Here is a 16,738-nt window from a genome sequence, read left to right on the forward strand (position 1 = left end):
CCGACTTTTCGGCGCGGCTTCAGGCGGCGACGGTCAGGGCAGCCAGTCGGGCCGCAGCGGATAGCTGCTCCGGCCCTCCGGGCCGTTGTGGGTGGCCAGCACCTGGTGCAGCTGGATGCCGTTGCGCTCGAACGCCATCCGCGACCCGGCCATGTACAGCCCCCACACCCGGGCGGTGCCCGCACCCACCTCCGAGACGCAGAAGTCCCAGTGCTCGACCAGGTTGCGGCACCAGGCGGCCAGCGTCAGCGCGTAGTGCTGGCGCAGGTTCTCGTCGTGGTGCACCTCCAGTCCGGCGTCGTGCACCTCGCTGATCAGCCGACCCGGGCCGGCCAGCTCCCCGTCGGGGAAGACGTACCGGTCGATGAACGCGCCGGAGCGGTGCGGCGCGCGATTGTCCGCCCGCGTGATGCAGTGGTTGAGCAGCCGGCCGCCCTGCCGCAGCCGGTCGCGCAGAGCCCCGAAATAGGCCGGGTAGTTGCGCACCCCGATGTGCTCGGTCAACCCGATCGAGGAGATGGCGTCGAACTGCTCCGCGGGCGCGTCCCGGTAGTCCAGGTGCCGCACCTCGGCCAGCTCGGTCAACCCCTCCCGCTCGATCGCGGCCTGCGCCCACTGGGCCTGCGCCTTCGACAGGGTCACCCCGAGCGCCTTGACGCCGTACTCGCGCGCGGCGTGCCGCACCATGCCGCCCCAGCCGCAGCCCACATCCAAAAGCCGCATCCCCTTCTTGAGCGCCAGCTTGCCGGCGACCAGGTCGTACTTCGCCGCCTGGGCCTGCTCCAGCGTGTCCTCCGGAGACCGGAACACCGCGCAGGTGTACGTCATCGACGGGCCGAGCACCTTCTCGTAGAAGGCGTTGGAGACGTCGTAGTGGTGCGAGATCGCCGTGCTGTCGCGCACCCGCGAGTGCCGCAGCCCGTTCATCACCCGCTTCCAGCGCGGTTGCGCCTCCTGCGGCGGGGCCGGCGGCGGCAGCAGCCGCTCCCAGCCCAGCCCCCGGACCAGCGTCAGCCCATCGGCCAGCGACGGTGGGCGCAGCCGCAGCTCGTCCTTGAGCACCCGCAGCGCCTCGTACGGGTCGCCCGGATGCACCCCCTGCAACGCCAGGTCACCACTGACGTAGGCCCGGGCCATGCCCAGGTCGCCGGGGGCCGTGAGCAGGTACGACAACCCCCGCTCGGTACGGATCGACAGGGTGATGCCGGCATCGGTCGGGCCGACGGCGCTGCCGTCGTACCCGGTGATCCGCACCGGCAGCGGCCCCGCGGTGACCGCGCGGACGACATCCGCCACGGTCGGACCCGTATGCCGGCCCCCCGCCGGCGGGGTGGCGGGGACGCTCGCCGCCCCCTGATCTCGGTCGGTCAGGCTCATGCTCGTGCTACCGCCTTTTCGTACAGTCCCGTCAGCCGGTGGTCCGGGTCGTAGCGGTCCTTCACCGCGCGCCACGTGTCGCCGCCGTAGAGGCGATCGAAGGCGTCCCGGTCGTAGTACGCGTCGGAGTAGAGCGACTTGTGCCCGCCCGACTCCGACACCCTGCGTTCGATCGTGCGGTTGACGTCGCCGTCGGCGGCGCCGGACGCGATCGGCACGCTCCCCCAGAACCCAATGTTGACGTAGTCCTGCCCCGGCCGGAGGGGATACAGCGGCCACGACCGCGCCGAACCGGGACCCGCCGGCTCGCGCAACCGCAACGGACAGAGCCACACCGGGTTCATCCCCACCGCGCCGGCGAACCAGCGCAGGAAGTCGGCGGTACGTTCGAGCGGGATCTCCACGTCCTGCACCACCCGCTCCCGGGCCGGCTGGCCGCGCAGCCGGTCGATCCGGGCGGCCACCTGGTGCCGGTGCTCGAGCCGGACCAGTCGGTGGTAGACGTCGCTGCGCCGGTAGCGCGCCGGCCAGAGCCGCCGCATCACCGGGTGCTGGGCGCCGAACGCCGCCGAGCACCAGAACCAGTCGGTGTCCCAGCGCCACAGATAGTCGTACGCGGTGAGCACGTCACGGGTGCGTTGGCGCAGCGACCGGTAGTAGATCGCCTGGCCGGTGTAGTCGCTGGGCGGCTCGGCCGCGTCGGTGAACGTGGCCAGCACCAGGTACGCCTCGCCGGGGCTGAACATCACCCCGTCCATCGCGTCGACCGGTTCGCCGGCCCAGGACCGGGTCGCGGTCACCTCGGCGATCGCGTCGGTGAGCGCCTCCAGCCGGGTGAACCGGATGTTGCGCAACGCCACGTACCGGCCGATCGGTTGCAGCTCGATGCGGAGCCGGGTGGCGTAGCCGAGGCTGCCCAGGGAGTTGGGGAACGCGGTGAACAGGTCCGCGTGTTCGCCCTCCGGCCGAGCGGTGATGATCTCGCCGGAGCCGGTGAGCACGTCCAGCTCCCGTACCGACTCGTGTGGCAGGCCGTTGCGGAAGGAGGTCGACTCGATCCCGAGGCCGGTGACCGCCCCACCCAGGGTGATGGTGCGTAGCTGCGGCACCACCAGGGGCATCAGCCCGTGCGGCAGCGTCGCGTCGACCAGGTCCTCGTACGTGCACATGCCCTGCACGTCGGCGGTGCGCCCGGTCGGGTCGACCGACAGCACCCGGCCGAGGCCGCTCACGTCGAGGCCCGGGGTCCGGGGAGCGGACCGGGGGCGGAACAGGTTGGAGGTGCGTTTGGCGAGCCGGACAGGCTCGCCCGTGGGCACCGCGGCGTACGACCGCCGCAGCGTGTCCACCGCTTGATCATGGTCAAAGGAGTGATCCACACGCTCAGCGCGCATGTGATCACCTTACGCCCGTACCCCGGAAACCGTGGGATGTCGACGGTGGCCATTTCCCGTCCGGTGCCAGGCCCGACGGTTACCGTGGCGGGCATGCCGTCGCCCGCGATCACCGCCCTGGACTCCGCCGGCCTGCCCTACCGTCTGATCTCGCACGGCGCGGTCAGCAGCCTGGCGGAGGCCGCCGCCGTCCAGGGCGTGGCCGTCCCGGACGTGGTCAAGACGATCGTGGTCCGCCGCGGCGCGGACGACCACCTGTTCGTGCTCACGCCCGGCGACCGGGTCATCTCCTGGCCCAAGTTGCGCACCCTGCTCGGGGTGCACCGGCTCTCCATGCCGGACGCGGCGGGCGCGCTCGCCGCCACCGGCTACGAGCGCGGCACCATCACCCCGTTCGGCGCGAGCACCGCCTGGCCGGTGATCGCGGACGAGCGGCTGCGCGGCCGGGAGATCACCCTCGGCGCCGGCGAGCGCGGCCTCGCCGTCGCGGTCGACGCCGACACCGCGATCGCCGCGCTCGCGGCCACCGTGGCCGACGTCACCGATCCACAGCCGACCCGCTGAGCCGCCGCGACCGCTGCCGCCGTCGGTGCCACGGCCTAGTCTGGGTCGTATGCCGAAAGCTGTGTGGAACGACCTGGTCGTCGCCGAGAGCGACGACACCGTGCTGGTGGAGGGCAACCACTACTTCCCCCGCTCCGCCCTGCGCGACGACCTGATCCGCGAGTCCGCGACGCACACCGTCTGCCCGTGGAAGGGCACCGCCTCCTACTACACCCTCGAGCACGAGGGCAGCACCAGCGAGGACGCGGTCTGGTACTACCCGGAGCCGAAGCCCGACGCCGAGATGGTGCGTGACCGGGTGGCGTTCTGGAAGGACGTCCGGGTCGTCGACTGACGTCGGGCTGGCATCGGCCCGCCGAGGTGGGTGGCGCCTCAGCCCCGGAAGCTCCAGGCCCGGGGCGCGGTCGCGGCGACCAGCACGGCTTCGGCCACCGGCTTACCCGGCCGCCGGCGCAGCAGCAGCGACAGCCCGGCCGCGCCGATCGACAGTCCGCCGGCCACGTACCAGGCCATGGCGTAGTCGCCGAGCTGGTCCCGGACCAGCCCCGCGCCGGTCGCCGCGACCGCCGCGCCGAGCTGGTGGGCGGCGAACACCCAGCCGAACACGACCGCCCCGGCGGTGCCGAAGTACTCCCGGCACAGCGCCACGGTCGGCGGCACGGTGGCCACCCAGTCCAGGCCGTAGAAGATGATGAACACCAGCATGCTGGGCTTGGCGGTGCCGGCGAACAGGGTCGGCAGCAGCAGCAGGGACGCCCCGCGCAGCGCGTAGTAGGCGCCGAGCAGCAGTCGGCTGTCCACCCGGTCGGTCAGCCAGCCGGAGGCGATCGTGCCGACGATGTCGAAGAGCCCGACCAGGGCGAGCAGCCCGGCGGCGGTGGTCTCGGGCATGCCGTGGTCGTGCGCGGCCGGCACGAAGTGCGTACCGACGAGGCCGTTGGTGGTCGCGCCGCAGATCGCGAACCCGCCGGCCAGCAGCCAGAACGGCCGGGTCCGGGCCGCGGTGGCGAGCGCGCCCAGCGCCCGGGTCGCCGCGCCGCCGGTCGCGGGTGGCGCCGCGACGACCTCGGTCGCGCCGTAGGCGGGCAGGTCGAGATCCGCCGGGTGCTCGCGCAGCAGCCACACCACCAGGGGTACGACCGCCAGCGCGGCTCCGGCCACGACGAGTGCCGCCGTACGCCAGCCGTGGTCGCGCACCAGAACCGCGATCAGCGGCAGGAAGACCAGCTGCCCGGCCGCCCCGCCCGCGGTCAACACCCCGGTGACCAGGCCCCGTCGGCGGACGAACCAGCGCCCGGTGACGGTGGCCACGAAGGCCAGCGCCATCGAGCCGGTGCCCAGCCCGACCAGCACGCCCCAGCAGAGCAGCAGCTGCCAGGAGGCGGTCATGAAGACCGTCAGCCCGCTGCCCGCGGCGACCAGCAGCAGCGCCACCGAGACCACCCGGCGGATGCCGAACCGGTCCATCAGCGCGGCGGCGAACGGCGCGGTGAGCCCGTAGAGCAGCAGGTTGACCGAGACGGCCGCGGAGATGGTGGCCAGCGGCCAGCCGAACTCGTCGTGCAGCGGGTGCAGCAGCACCGAGGGAGTGGCGCGGAAGCCGGCCGCGCCGACCAGCGCCACGAAGGCGACGGCGGCGACCAGCCAGGCGGGATGCAGGCGGCGGTTCTTTCTCACGCGGACCAGTCTGGGCGGCGCCGCCGGCACCGACGAGTGGCCGGAAAGCCATCATGCGCAATAATCGGGCCATGACCGTAGGACCGCACCGGATCGCCGTACTCGCCCTCGACCAGGTCGTCGGCCTGGACCTCGGCACCCCGTCCCAGGTGTTCAGCACTGCCCGGGCCGCCGACGGGACGTCCTTCTACGACGTGCGGATATGCACTCCGGGCGGCCAGCCCGTCCGCAGCACCGCCGGCTTCCAGGTGGTCCCGGACCACGGGCTGGAACTGCTCGACACCGCCGACACCGTGATCGTCGCGGGCATCCACGACGGCAGCGCGCTGACCTCGGGCACCGTCGAGCCGGAGGTGGCCGAGGCGCTGCGCTCGGCGTACGAGCGGGGCGTTCGGGTGATGTCGATCTGCACCGGGGCGTTCGTGCTGGCCGCCGCCGGGCTACTCGACGGGCGTCGGGCCACCACCCACTGGGCGTACGCGGAGCAGTTCCGCCGCCTGCACGACCGGGTGGACCTCGACCCGGGCGTGCTGTTCATCGCCGACGACCGGGTGCTCACCTCGGCCGGAGTAGCCGCCGGCATCGACCTCTGCCTGCACGTCATCCGCCTCGACCACGGCAGCGAGGTGGCCAACCGGGCGGCCCGCCGCTGCGTGATGCCGCCCTGGCGCGACGGCGGCCAGGCGCAGTACATCGAGCGGCCGGTGCCGAAGGCCACCGACACCAGCACCGCCGGCGCCCGGGAGTGGGCCCGGCAGCGCCTGCACGAACCGATCGCGCTGCGCGACCTGGCCGAACAGGCCCGGATGAGCGTGCGCACCTTCACCCGGCGCTTCCGCTCGGAGACCGGCCTGAGCCCCGCGCAGTGGCTGCTCCAACAGCGCACCGACCACGCTCGACTGCTGCTGGAGACGACCGACCTCACCGTCGACCAGATCGCCCACCGCTGCGGCTTCGGCACCACCGCCGCCCTGCGCCAGCAACTCCACCAGCGCATCGGCGTGGCCCCCTCCGCCTACCGCCGCACCTTCCACCCCCGCGCCGAGCCCGTCAGGAGCTGACGCCCGACCACCCGCCCACGGGGGTCAGGTGCGGAGCATGTGGAGTTGGGCCTGGTGTTTGGGGAGGTGGACGCGGGTGTGCAGGTCGAGGGTGCGCGACCAGGGCAGCGTGTCCTCGACGATGAGGTCGAAGCCCTCCCGCAGGTGGGTCTCGACCGGGGTTTCCGCGGCCAGGCCGAGCTGGTCGACCAGCTCGCACAGGCGGTCACTGGTGCCGTGCAGCAGCGCGGCCAGGCCACGCAGGCCACCCTGCTCGGCGACCAGCGCGTCGAGCTGCGGACGGTGCATGTCGTCCAGGTCGTAGTAGGCGAACGCCGACCCGGCCAGCAACGCCTCGGTGGCCTGGATCATCAGCTCGTCGTTGGCCACCAGGTGCGCCACGATCTGCTCGGCGCTGAGCTGCCCCTCCGGCGGCGGCCCGAACCCGGCCCCGTCGATCTCCGCGAACACCGCGTCGTACGCCCGCCGCAGCCCCCCGCTCTCCACACCCCCAGTCAACCCCGCCGGGCGGGGGTTAGCGGCGGGATTGGCGGGAGCGGAGGTAGTCGCTGACCACGTACTCGCCCAGGTCGTCGGTGTCCGGGGTGAACATCCGGCCTCGGCTGCGCCGGGCCACCGCGTCGACGAAGCGGCGCAGGCCCGGGTCGTCGCCGAGCATGAACAGGTTGAGGGTGGCGCCGTAGCGGCTGAGCCGGTCCACCTCGCGGACGGTCGCCTCGATCGTCTCCGGCAGCGGCGGCCAGTGGAACAGCGCCTCCCCGACATCCGGATCCAGGTGGGCGGTCGGCTCGCCATCGGTGACCACCAGCACCACCGGCTCGGCGTCCGGATGCCGACGCAGGTGCCGACCGGCCAGCCGCAGCGCGTGCTGGAGGTTGGTGCCCTGCTCCATGTCCGGCTCCACGGCGGCCAACTCCTGCTGACTGAGCGTCATCGCCTCCCGGCCGAAGCCGACGATCTGCAGGGCGTCCTGCGGAAAGCGCGTCTCCATCAGGTGCGCCAGCGCCAGCGCCGTCTGCTTCATCGGGCCCCAGCGCCCCTGGGAGATCATCGAGTACGACAGGTCGACGCAGAGCACCACCGCCGCGGAAGCCCGCTTCTCGGTCTCCACAACCTCGAAGTCGTCCACCGCGAGCTGCACCGGCACACTCGGCCCGGCCCGACTCACCGCCCGGGTCAGCGTACGGACCACGTCCAACGGCTGCTCGTCGCCGTACTGCCAGGGTCGGGATCCGCCGCTGACCTCGCCGGCGGCACCCGCCGAACGCAGATCGTGCTGGCCACGCGGGCCGGCGGTCAGGTCGGAGAAGACCCGCCGCAGAGCGGTCCCGCCGAGCCGGCGCAGCGCCTTCGGGCTCAGCGTGAGCCCGTCCGCGTCCCGGCTCACCCAACCCTGCCGGCGTAGTTCCCGCTCCAGCTCACGCAGCCGGCGGACATCGTCGGCGGCGCTCCGGCCCAGCGTCCGGGCCACCGCGTCGACGTCCACGTCGTCCAGGGTGGCGCCGGGGTGTTCCTGGTCGAGCTGGTCCAGCAGGTCGTCCAGCTCGCCGATCTCGCCCAACGCGCCGGCCGCGTCGGCGTAGCCCAGCGGCTGCTCGCCCCGGACCCGCTCGCCGCGCCCCCACCGCAGGTCCGGCCGCAGCGCCCGCAGGTTGGCGTCGAGCGCGGACAGCTCCCCGGCAAGCTGGTCGCCGAGCGACTGCCGCATCAGCCCGGCCAGCTCGGCGCGCTGCCGGTCGGAGAGCGAATTCATCAGCCGCTCGCCCGCCGCCGAGCGCCGGGCCAGCACGTCGATCAACTCGTCGACGGTCTCCGGCCGCTCCGGGAAGAAGTCGCCGTGCCGGCGCATGAACTCGGCGAACGCGTCGGTGGTGTCCTCCGCGCGGCCGTGCCGGGCCAGCAGGTCGTTCAGGTCGCTCATCATCTCGGCGAGTCGCGCCTGGACGGCCGGGTCGGCGGAGGCGCGCACCGCGTCGCGCAGGCCGGCGAAGCGCTGGCCGAGCACGTCGCCGCGAAGCTGGTCGAGGATCTGCTGGTACGACTGCCGGGCGTCCGCGCTGGCCCACTGGTAGCCGGCCAGCTCCTCCACCGCCCGTGCCGTGGAGCGGGGCAGGTTGTCCAGCACCGACTCGGCGAACCGCGCGCCATCGTCGTCGCGGCCGCGCAGCTCGTCCCGCTCGGCGGCGAGGGCCTGGTCGAGCAGGGCCCGCGCCCGGGTCACCGCGCCGTCCAGGTCACCCCGGCGCAGCGCCTCCCGGCGCAGCCGGCGGGCCCGGGCGGCCAGGTCGTCCAGCCCGCCACGCCCCTGCGGACCACGGCGCAGCAGGTCGCGCAGTGCCTCCCGCAGGCTGCCGCCGGCCAGCACCTCGGCGCCGACCGCGTCCACCGCCTCGCGCACGTCGTACGGGGGCGCGAGCGGGTCGGGGCCGCCGCGCCACTGCCCGTACCGGAACCGGTTGCCGGCCACGGTCAGCCCCGGCCGCCGTAGACGGTGCGCCCGGAGTCGGTGACGTCCTTGCCGAGCCGGCGGGTCAGGTGCAGCCCCTCCAGCACGAACTCGACACCGGCGGCGGCCTCCTCCGGGGTGGGCGCGTCGCCCAGGCCGAGCCGGTCCAGCACCTTCGCCAGCCCGGGCACGGTGCCCACCTGGCGCAGCAGCTCGGCGGCGCCGACCAGCTCGCCGGTCTCGATCGCCGCGCCGTCCTCGACCAGGCCGGTGAAGCCGGACAGGTCCAGCCCGGCCAGGTGGGCGCGGAACGTCTCGGCGGTCGCGGTCCGCAGCAGGTGGGCCAGGATCTCGATCTCCCGCCCCTCCTCGCCGCTCTCGAACTCGACCTTGCCGCGCAGGGTGCTGGTCGTCGACACCGCGTCGCCGACCCGGGCCACCGCGGCCTCGGGGCGTCCTTCCGGGGTGCCGGTCGCGGCGAGCAGACCGGCACGGCGCAGCGCCGCACCGGCCACGGTCTCGGCGGCGGCGATGGCGAACCGGGCGGAGACGCCGGAGCGCGGGTCCACCGACGGTGACTCGCGCACCGCGCGGGCGAACCGGGCCAGGACCTCCAGGACGTGCTCCGGCACCTCGGCGACCAGGTCGGCCTCCTGCCGGATCAGCTCCAGCTCCAACTCCAGGTCGAGCGGGTAGTGGGTACGGATCTCCGCGCCGAACCGGTCCTTGAGCGGGGTGATGATCCGGCCCCGGTTGGTGTAGTCCTCCGGGTTGGCGCTGGCCACCAGGAGTAGGTCCAGCGGCAGCCGCAGCTGGTAGCCGCGGACCTGGATGTCCCGCTCCTCGAGGACGTTGAGCAGCGCCACCTGGATCCGCTCGGCCAGGTCGGGCAGCTCGTTGACGGCGAAGATGCCCCGGTTGGTACGGGGCACCAGCCCGAAGTGGATGGTCTCCGGGTCGCCGAGGGTGCGGCCCTGTGCGATCCGGATCGGGTCGACGTCACCGATCAGGTCACCGACGCTGGTGTCCGGGGTGGCCAGCTTCTCGCCGTAGCGCATCGAGCGGTGCAGCCAGCCGACCGGCTGGTCGTCGCCGGCCTCGGCCATCTGGGCGCGGGACGCCGGGGTGAGCGGGTGCATCGGGTGTTCGTTGAGCACCGAGCCGGGGATGACCGGGGTCCACTCGTCGAGCAGCGCACCGAGGGAGCGGATCAGCCGGGTCTTGCCCTGGCCCCGCTCGCCGAGCAGCACCATGTCGTGCCCGGCGAGCAGCGCCCGCTCGACCTCGGGCAGCACGCTGTCGTCGTAGCCGACGATGCCGGGGAAGCGGGCCTCGCCGGCACGCATCCGGGCCAGAAGGTTGCCGCGGAGTTCCTGCTTGACGGTGCGGTACTGGTGACCGGCCGCCCGAAGCGCGCCGAGCGTGCCGGGCAGGTCGGCCGGTGGAACCGGGATTACCGGGGAGGGCGCAGTCACCCGACCCACGCTAGCTCACATTCGCGGGGGCGCCCCGGCATCGGGGGGCACCCCCGCTCCCACCATCAGCCCCGACCGCAGCGCCGGCAGGCTCCGCGGCGGCGCAGGTGGTACGCGTAGGTGGCGGCACCGAGCGTCACCCCCCAGAACGGCCAGAGCAGCATCGGCGCCCCGGCCAGGCTGAACCCGTGGGTGAGCTGCCAGAACTCGGGGTTGCTGAGCAGCCCCAGGGTGGCCGCGGTCACCGCGACGGCGACCAGGGTGGCCGGCACCACGGCCAGCTTCACCGGCACCCGGCTGCCGGCCAGCCCGAGCATCCAGCGGGGGAACCGCTCGCCCCACCGCTGCACCAGCCCGAGGGTGAGGATCGCGCCGACGGTGGCGAACGCGCCCAGCCCGAACCCGGCCCACACCAGTCCGGTCTCCCGCATCTCGGTCAGGAACTCCTCAGAGATGCCCAGCGGGATGCCGGCCGCCCAGGCGAACCGGGTCACCGCGTACGCCAGCGGGATGGCCGCGGCGATGCCGGCGGCCCACCGACCCCAGCGCGCGGCGGCGGCCGGGGTCGTCCAGCCCCGGTCGGTGTCGTAGCGGCCGCAGCCGACGCAGGCCCCGGCGGTGCGGCGCTGCCAGGCGAGCACCGCCCCGGCCAGCAGCAGCCCGCCGACGAGCGCGGCGAACCGGGCGAACAGCGCCCAGTTGAAGATTTCGGCGTAGTCGACGGGCGGCCAGCCGAACGGCGCCCCGATGATCAGCATCGGCGCGTAGCCGAGGATGACCAGCACCCGGGCGTCCGGAACGACCACGGCGAGCACGAACGCCACCGTCCAGCCGTATCCGGCGAGCAGCGCCCGCAGCGCGCCGGGCGGGCGTACGGCCGGACGGCTCATCGCCAGCGCCGCCACTGCGGCGGTCAGCAGCACCCCCGCGAAGAGCGGGGTGGCCAGCTGCACCGGCACCAGGCGCAGCAGGTTGACGTCGCCGCCGTGCGGGTCGTTCGCGCCGAACGGGTAGCCGGCGCCGGTGAGCGTGCCGAGCAGGGCGAGCACGCCCCACAGGCCGAGCCAGCCAGCGGCCAGCGGGGCCAGCCGGTCGGGCCATCGGGAGTCGGGACGGGGTCGGGAGGCAGTGATCGTCGTCATGCTCCCAGCCTCGGCCGGTGGCCGGCCGGGCCCCTCCCGCGCGGCGGTGAACCCGCTCCCCCGGGAGAGGGACCGGTCAGCCGGACGGGGTGACGAAGCCGGACTCGTAGGCGGCAATCACCGCCTGGGTGCGATCGCGTACGCACAGCTTGGCCAGCACGTTGCCGACGTGCGTCTTGACCGTCTCCACGCCGACCACCAGATGCGCGGCGATCTCCGGGTTGGACCGGCCGGTGGTCATGAGCCGCAGCACCTCGGCCTCCCGCTCGGTGAGCCGGGCGGCGGTCAGCCGGTCGCCCCCCGTCGGGCCGTACGCGCCGGCCAGCCGGCGGATCGCGGCCGGGAAGAGCAGCGACTCCCCCGCCGCGACCACCCGGACCGCCTCGACCACCTCGGCCGGCCGGGCCCGTTTGAGCAGGAAGCCGGCGGCGCCGGCGCGCAGCGCCTCGTAGACGTACTCGTCGTTGGCGAAGGTGGTGACCACCAGCACCCGCGGCGGGTCGGCGGAGGTGGCCAGCAGGTGTCGGGTGGCCTGGATGCCGTCGATGCCGGGCATCCGCACGTCCATCAGCACCACGTCCGGCCGGTGCCGGGCGACCAGCGGCGGCACCTCGGCGCCGTCGGCGGCCTCGGCGAGCACCCGCAGGTCGGGTTGGGCGTCGATGATGGCCCGCAGCCCGACCCGGATCAGCTCGTCGTCGTCGACGATCAGCACACCGGTGGTCATCGCGTCTCCTCGTACGGCAGGCGGGCCCGGATCAGCCACCGGCCGCCGTCCGGGCCCACGCTGAGCCGGCCGCCGAGCAGCAGCACGCGTTCCCGCATCCCGTCCAGGCCGCGGCCGCCCCGGCCCGGGTCGGCCCGGCCCACGTGACCCATCGCGTTGACCAGTTCCAGCTCCAGCGCGTCGGGGTGCAGGTCCAGCCGCAGCGTCACCGGCCCGTGGCCGTACCGTGCCGCGTTGGTCAACCCTTCCTGGACGATCCGGTAGCCCTCCCGGGAGACCGCCGGCGGCACCCGCGACGGGTCGCCGGTGCGGTGCGCGTGTACCGCCAGCCCGGTCGCGCGGGCGTCGGTGACCAGCCGATCCAGGTCGGCGAGGGTACGCTGCGGCGCCACCCCGGGCCGGTCGCCACCGGTCTCCCGAAGCAGCCCGAGGACGTGGTCCAGCTCGTCCATCGCGGTCCGCCCGGCCTCCTCGATGGCGGTGAGCGCCCGCCGGACGAACTCCGGGTCGGTGTCGAGCACCTCGCGGGCGGCCCCGGCCTGGAGAGTGGCCACCGTCAGCGCGTGGCCGACCGAGTCGTGCAGTTCCCGGGCCAGCCGGTTGCGTTCGGCGAGCCGGGTGGCCCGCGCCTCCAGTGCGGCGATCCGCTCCGCCGGGGTCGGGCCGAGCAGCACCGGTGCCATCGACCCGGCGAGCGCGCCGAGCCCGGCCACGGCGTAGCCGAGACCGGCCAGCAGGACCACCCCGGTCAGCGTCAGCCAGCCGGTGTCCCGCCCGTCCAGTGGCCCGAACCGTTCCCGGCTGACCAGGTCGGCGCCGATGCCGAACTGCTGGGCGATGAAGGCCAGCGCCATCGGCACGGCCGTGATCAGCGCGACCATCACCAGCGCGCCGATGGTGAGGTGGGTGGCGATCCACAGGGCGCTGCGCAGCCGGGTGTCCCGGTCGCCGCGGTGCCCCGGCGCGGGGTCGGGCAGGTCGACGCCGAGCAGCGCCCGTACGGCGGCGATCTCCAGCGCCCGGCTGCCGTCGAGCAGCAGCGGCACCACGGCGATCACCAGCGCGATCACCAGCAGGGCGAACACCAGCGGACGGGGGACCTCCGAGCCGGTGAGCAGCTGGGCGAAGGTCACCGCGAGCAGCCCGTACGGGAGCGCCAGCACCCCGCCGAGCAGCAGGAACACGCCGCGCCGCCAGGTGCTGCCGGCGACCAGCGGGGCCAGCGCCGCTCGGGGGGTCACCCCGCCATTCTGCTGCCGTCACCGGCCTCCGCGACTCCCCCGTGCCGGGGAGATCGAGCGGCGTTCAGCGGTGGTCGGCCACGTATGACTGCGGGTCCTTGTCGCGGAACGCCAGGTCACGCCCGTTCTTGTGCTCGCCGTAGAAGGTGAGCCAGCGGTGGCCCAGCTCGGCGCGCAACTCACTGCTGGCATGCCGGCGGAAGTCGGGTAGGGCCTCGTCCTCCTCCTCGGCCAGGTGCTCGCTGTTCTCCCGGCGGGCCGTGCCGACCGCCGCCCACCAGCGTTCCGAGCCGACGGGGTGCAGCTTGGACTCGGCGATGGCGTCCCTGATCTTGTTGTGGTCGCCGATCGCGTCGGCGGTCTCGTCCTCGCCGTCGTCGCCGTGCTTGACCAGGTGCGGGTAGAGGATCGCCTCCTCGGCCTCGGCGTGGATGTCCAGGTGCAGGGCGAGTGGGTCCCAGATCGCCAACAGCTCCTGCTCGTCGCGGGCGTCGTCGAGGCGGGCGAAGCCGCGCCGGAAGGCGGCGTGGTCGTCCAGGATCAGTGCGGTGATGTCGTCCACTGTGCTCACTTTCCCGTCGGACTGGTGAACCGGGCGCGCAGCATTCGGGGCATCGCGGCGAGGCCGGTGATCGGACGGAACCGTTTGGCGGCCTCGGCCAGCGCGGCGTACTCGTCGTCGGCGAGGTCGATGTCGGCGGCGGCGGCGTTGCGTTCCATCTGCTCCACTCCGGACGCGCCGGGGATGGCCAGCACGTTCGGGTGGCGCAGCACGTAGGCCAGCGCGATCTGGCTGGGGGTGGCGTCGTGCGCGTCGGCGACCTGGCGCAACGTGTCGATCAGGGCGCTGCCCCGCTCCAGGTTCTCCGGCAGGAAGTACGGGTTGGCCCGCCGCACCGCGCCGGTCGGCGGGTTCTTCGCGTCGTACCGGCCGGAGAGGAAGCCCTGGGCCAGCGGGCTGTACGCGATAACCACCCGGCCGGCCTCCCGGGCGTACGGCAGCAGGTCCTGCTCGGGCGCGCGGTCCACCATGCTGTAGCGGACCTGGTTGCTGAGCACCCGCCGGCCGAGCGCCGCCTCGGCGACCTGCCAGCGGCGCAGCCCGTAGTTGCTCACCCCGACCTCGCGGACCAGCCCGACGTCCTGCAACGCGCGCATGCCGCGCATGGTGGTGTGGTCGGCGACCAGCGGGTGGGGCTGGTGCACCTGGTAGAGATCGAGGGAGGTGACGCCGAGCCGGGCCGCCGAGGCGACCGCCCGTTGCTGCACCACCGCGGCCACCGGCCAGACCGGGAAGAGCTTGGACGCGACCACCACCTTGGGCCGGTCGTCGCCGAGCGCCGCGCCGAGGATCCGCTCGCTGCGCCCGAAGCCGTAGACCTCCGCGGTGTCGAAGACGGTCACGCCCAACTCGAGGGCCCGCCGCACGATCTGCGCCGCCTGGCGCTCGAATTCCGGGCCGTACCCCCACTCCCGGGAGCCGAACTGCCAGGTGCCCAACCCGATCTTCGACAGCGGTTTGGGAGTGTCGAGCGCAATGAGACGCATGGCCTCGAAGCTACCCCTTTGTCCGGGTCCACGCGCCCGATCCCGCGTACCCCGAGCCGGAGCTAGGCTCATGATCGTGACCTACCTCGCCGCGGATGACCGCTACGACACGATGACCTACCGGCGCAGCGGACGCAGTGGCCTGCGGCTGCCCGCCGTCTCCCTCGGCCTGTGGCACAACTTCGGCCCGGACCGCCCGTACGAGCGCCAGCGCGACATCGTCCGGCGCGCCTTCGACCTGGGTGTCACCCACTTCGACCTGGCCAACAACTACGGCCCGCCGCCCGGCGCCGCCGAGGAGAACTTCGGCCGGATGCTCGCCACCGACCTGAAGCCGTACCGGGACGAGCTGGTGATCTCCAGCAAGGCCGGCTACCTGATGTGGCCCGGCCCGTACGGCGAATGGGGCTCGCGCAAAAACCTGATCTCCTCGCTGGACCAGTCGCTGACCCGGATGGGACTGGACTACGTTGACGTCTTCTACTCGCACCGGTTCGACCCGGACACCCCGCTGGAGGAGACGATGGGCGCGTTGGACGCCATCGTCCGCTCCGGCAAGGCCCTCTACGTGGGCATCTCGAACTACAACTCCGAGCAGACCGCTCGCGCCGCCGCGATCCTGGGTGAGCTGGGCACGCCGCTGCTGATCAACCAGCCGTCGTACTCGATGCTCAACCGGTGGACGGAGGCCGACGGCCTGCTCGACACGCTGGAGCAGGTCGGCGCCGGCTGCATCGCGTACAGCCCGCTGGCCCAGGGTCTGCTGACCGACCGCTACCTGGCTGGCATCCCGACCGACTCCCGGGTGCGCACCAGCGTCTTCCTCAACGAGAGCGACCTCAGCGAGGAGAAGATGGCCACCATCCGGGGGTTGGGGGCGGTCGCCGAGCGGCGCGGTCAGTCACTGGCCCAGCTCGCGCTGGCCTGGGCGCTGCGCGACCCGCGGATGACCAGTCTGATCATCGGGGCGAGCAGCGTGGAGCAGCTGGAGACGAACGCCGCCGCGCTGGACAATCTCGACTTCGGCGCCGAGGAGCTGGCCGAGATCGACCGGCACCTGGGCTGAGCGCCGCCGGGCGGCGGCGGGGGCCGGGTCACCAGATCCGGCGCCGCCCCGCCCGGTGGTTGCGCACCCCGCACTGCCGGCCGACCGGCGCGGCGCCGGCGCGACGCAGCCGAGCCGCGCCGACCAGCAGCGCGATGACCAGCACGGCGCCGGCACCGGCCAGCATGGGCCACCGGCTGCTGAGGTCGGTCACCGACGCCACGGGCACGCCAGGGTCGGCCGCCGCCGCCACCGCCGGCTCGGTGGCGGCCGGCCGGCTCGCGGCGGTACGCGGCACCGCCGGCGCGCCCTTCGTCGCGGCGGCCGGTTTCGGGGTACCCGTCGCCGTGCCGCCGCGCGCCGCGCGGAACACCACGTCGGAGCAGGAGTAGTAGGTGTCCGGGGTGTTGGAGTTCTGCCAGATCGTGTAGATCAGGTGTCGGCCGTTCCGGCCCGCCGGCAGCCGGCCCGGCAGTTGGTACGCCCCGGCCCGCACCGGCGGGTCGGTCACCGTCAGAAACGGGCGCCACTCCAGATCCGCCCAGGTCAGCGGTGCCCGCGGGTCATAGCCGGGCCGGGTGACGTAGAGCCGGAAGCTGCCCCGGTGCTCGATGGTGGTCCGGTACCGGAAGGTGAACCGGGCGCCGGCGGTCACCTCGGTGCTCGGCCAGTCGGTCCGGGGCAGGTCCAGCCCCCGGTACGCGGAGAGCCCTCCGCTGCACAGCTCACCGTCCGGGATCTTCTCCCGGTCCCGGCCGTTGATCGCGGCGACCCGGACGTTGTCCCACTCGCGTACCGCCGCACCCGCCTCGACCGCCGCCCGGCAGGCGCTGGTGGCCGCGTACCGGCCCTCGGGCCCGCAGGCCGCCGCCCGGCTGACCGGGCTGGTCGGGGCGCCGTGCGCGGCGGCGGGCGCGGCGCTGAACGGCACGGCCGCGACGGCGACCAGCACGGCGGCGAGCACTCGGCGCACGGTCATGGTGTGACCTCCCGCGCAGTGGTACGGGCGCGGGGCGACAAAGGTTCGACGTCGGGGCGGCC

At 73.7% G+C, this 16,738-nt stretch carries 16 protein-coding genes; 4 read left to right on the forward strand and 12 right to left on the reverse strand.

Translation table 11 applies throughout. The features are described from left to right. Window positions 1-33: 33 nt before the first annotated feature. Both ACWD5O_RS00140 and ACWD5O_RS00145 read right to left on the reverse strand, forming a co-directional pair. Window positions 34-1,377, reverse strand: coding sequence for a class I SAM-dependent methyltransferase (locus ACWD5O_RS00140; protein ID WP_354962828.1), 1,344 nt, complete (start codon window positions 1,375-1,377; stop codon window positions 34-36). Continuing rightward, the gene (locus ACWD5O_RS00145) at window positions 1,374-2,771 is read right to left on the reverse strand and encodes an FAD-binding oxidoreductase (RefSeq protein WP_354962827.1); all 1,398 of its coding nucleotides are present in this window, start codon (window positions 2,769-2,771) and stop codon (window positions 1,374-1,376) included. Before ACWD5O_RS00145 ends, ACWD5O_RS00140 begins: the two co-directional genes overlap by 4 nt. 93 nt (window positions 2,772-2,864) lie before the next feature. Here ACWD5O_RS00145 and ACWD5O_RS00150 point away from each other — a divergent pair, with 93 nt between their 5' ends. Further along, window positions 2,865-3,335 carry an aminoacyl-tRNA deacylase gene (locus ACWD5O_RS00150; protein ID WP_450084193.1) on the forward strand — a complete coding sequence of 157 codons (471 nt, stop codon included), beginning with the start codon at window positions 2,865-2,867 and terminating at the stop codon, window positions 3,333-3,335. Window positions 3,336-3,384: 49 nt separating this feature from the next. Continuing rightward, window positions 3,385-3,669: a DUF427 domain-containing protein gene (locus ACWD5O_RS00155; RefSeq protein ID WP_354962825.1), complete on the forward strand. Its 285-nt coding sequence runs from the start codon at window positions 3,385-3,387 to the stop codon at window positions 3,667-3,669. A gap of 38 nt (window positions 3,670-3,707) precedes the next feature. Here the strand turns inward: ACWD5O_RS00155 and ACWD5O_RS00160 are convergent, their stop codons facing one another. After that, the gene (locus tag ACWD5O_RS00160; RefSeq protein ID WP_450084194.1) at window positions 3,708-5,012 is read right to left on the reverse strand and encodes an MFS transporter; all 1,305 of its coding nucleotides are present in this window, start codon (window positions 5,010-5,012) and stop codon (window positions 3,708-3,710) included. A gap of 53 nt (window positions 5,013-5,065) precedes the next feature. Here ACWD5O_RS00160 and ACWD5O_RS00165 point away from each other — a divergent pair, with 53 nt between their 5' ends. Next, the gene (locus ACWD5O_RS00165) at window positions 5,066-6,073 is read left to right on the forward strand and encodes a GlxA family transcriptional regulator (protein WP_450084195.1); all 1,008 of its coding nucleotides are present in this window, start codon (window positions 5,066-5,068) and stop codon (window positions 6,071-6,073) included. Between the two features lie 24 nt (window positions 6,074-6,097). Here ACWD5O_RS00165 and ACWD5O_RS00170 read toward each other — a convergent pair whose 3' ends face one another. The 8 genes from ACWD5O_RS00170 to ACWD5O_RS00205 form a co-directional block, all read right to left on the reverse strand. Then, the gene (locus ACWD5O_RS00170; protein WP_354962822.1) at window positions 6,098-6,559 is read right to left on the reverse strand and encodes a hypothetical protein; all 462 of its coding nucleotides are present in this window, start codon (window positions 6,557-6,559) and stop codon (window positions 6,098-6,100) included. A gap of 28 nt (window positions 6,560-6,587) precedes the next feature. After that, window positions 6,588-8,540: a vWA domain-containing protein gene (locus tag ACWD5O_RS00175; protein WP_450084196.1), complete on the reverse strand. Its 1,953-nt coding sequence runs from the start codon at window positions 8,538-8,540 to the stop codon at window positions 6,588-6,590. A gap of 2 nt (window positions 8,541-8,542) precedes the next feature. Beyond that, entirely contained in the window at window positions 8,543-10,003 is a 1,461-nt protein-coding gene (locus ACWD5O_RS00180) for a sigma 54-interacting transcriptional regulator (protein WP_354962820.1), read from the reverse strand. 56 nt (window positions 10,004-10,059) lie between these two features. Beyond that, window positions 10,060-11,136, reverse strand: a complete 1,077-nt coding sequence (locus ACWD5O_RS00185; RefSeq protein ID WP_450084197.1) for a hypothetical protein — start codon at window positions 11,134-11,136, stop codon at window positions 10,060-10,062. Window positions 11,137-11,212: 76 nt separating this feature from the next. Then, the gene (locus ACWD5O_RS00190) at window positions 11,213-11,863 is read right to left on the reverse strand and encodes a response regulator transcription factor (RefSeq protein ID WP_450084198.1); all 651 of its coding nucleotides are present in this window, start codon (window positions 11,861-11,863) and stop codon (window positions 11,213-11,215) included. Then, window positions 11,860-13,104: a histidine kinase gene (locus ACWD5O_RS00195; RefSeq protein WP_450084199.1), complete on the reverse strand. Its 1,245-nt coding sequence runs from the start codon at window positions 13,102-13,104 to the stop codon at window positions 11,860-11,862. The genes ACWD5O_RS00190 and ACWD5O_RS00195 overlap by 4 nt, the downstream gene beginning before the upstream one ends. 64 nt (window positions 13,105-13,168) lie before the next feature. Further along, a complete protein-coding gene (locus tag ACWD5O_RS00200; RefSeq protein ID WP_450084200.1) occupies window positions 13,169-13,675 on the reverse strand; it encodes a hemerythrin domain-containing protein in 507 nt (168 codons plus the stop codon). Next, window positions 13,672-14,652, reverse strand: coding sequence for an aldo/keto reductase (locus ACWD5O_RS00205; RefSeq protein WP_450084201.1), 981 nt, complete (start codon window positions 14,650-14,652; stop codon window positions 13,672-13,674). Before ACWD5O_RS00205 ends, ACWD5O_RS00200 begins: the two co-directional genes overlap by 4 nt. Window positions 14,653-14,722: 70 nt before the next feature. On the opposite strand from ACWD5O_RS00205, the gene mgrA reads away from it, so the two are divergent. After that, window positions 14,723-15,718, forward strand: a complete 996-nt coding sequence (mgrA, locus tag ACWD5O_RS00210; RefSeq protein ID WP_450084202.1) for an L-glyceraldehyde 3-phosphate reductase — start codon at window positions 14,723-14,725, stop codon at window positions 15,716-15,718. A 28-nt stretch (window positions 15,719-15,746) separates the two neighbouring features. On the opposite strand, the gene ACWD5O_RS00215 is transcribed toward mgrA, so the two are convergent. Continuing rightward, window positions 15,747-16,676, reverse strand: a complete 930-nt coding sequence (locus tag ACWD5O_RS00215; RefSeq protein WP_450084203.1) for a lytic polysaccharide monooxygenase auxiliary activity family 9 protein — start codon at window positions 16,674-16,676, stop codon at window positions 15,747-15,749. Window positions 16,677-16,738 lie beyond the last annotated feature (62 nt).

Source organism: Micromonospora sp. NPDC005161 (genome assembly GCF_053599855.1).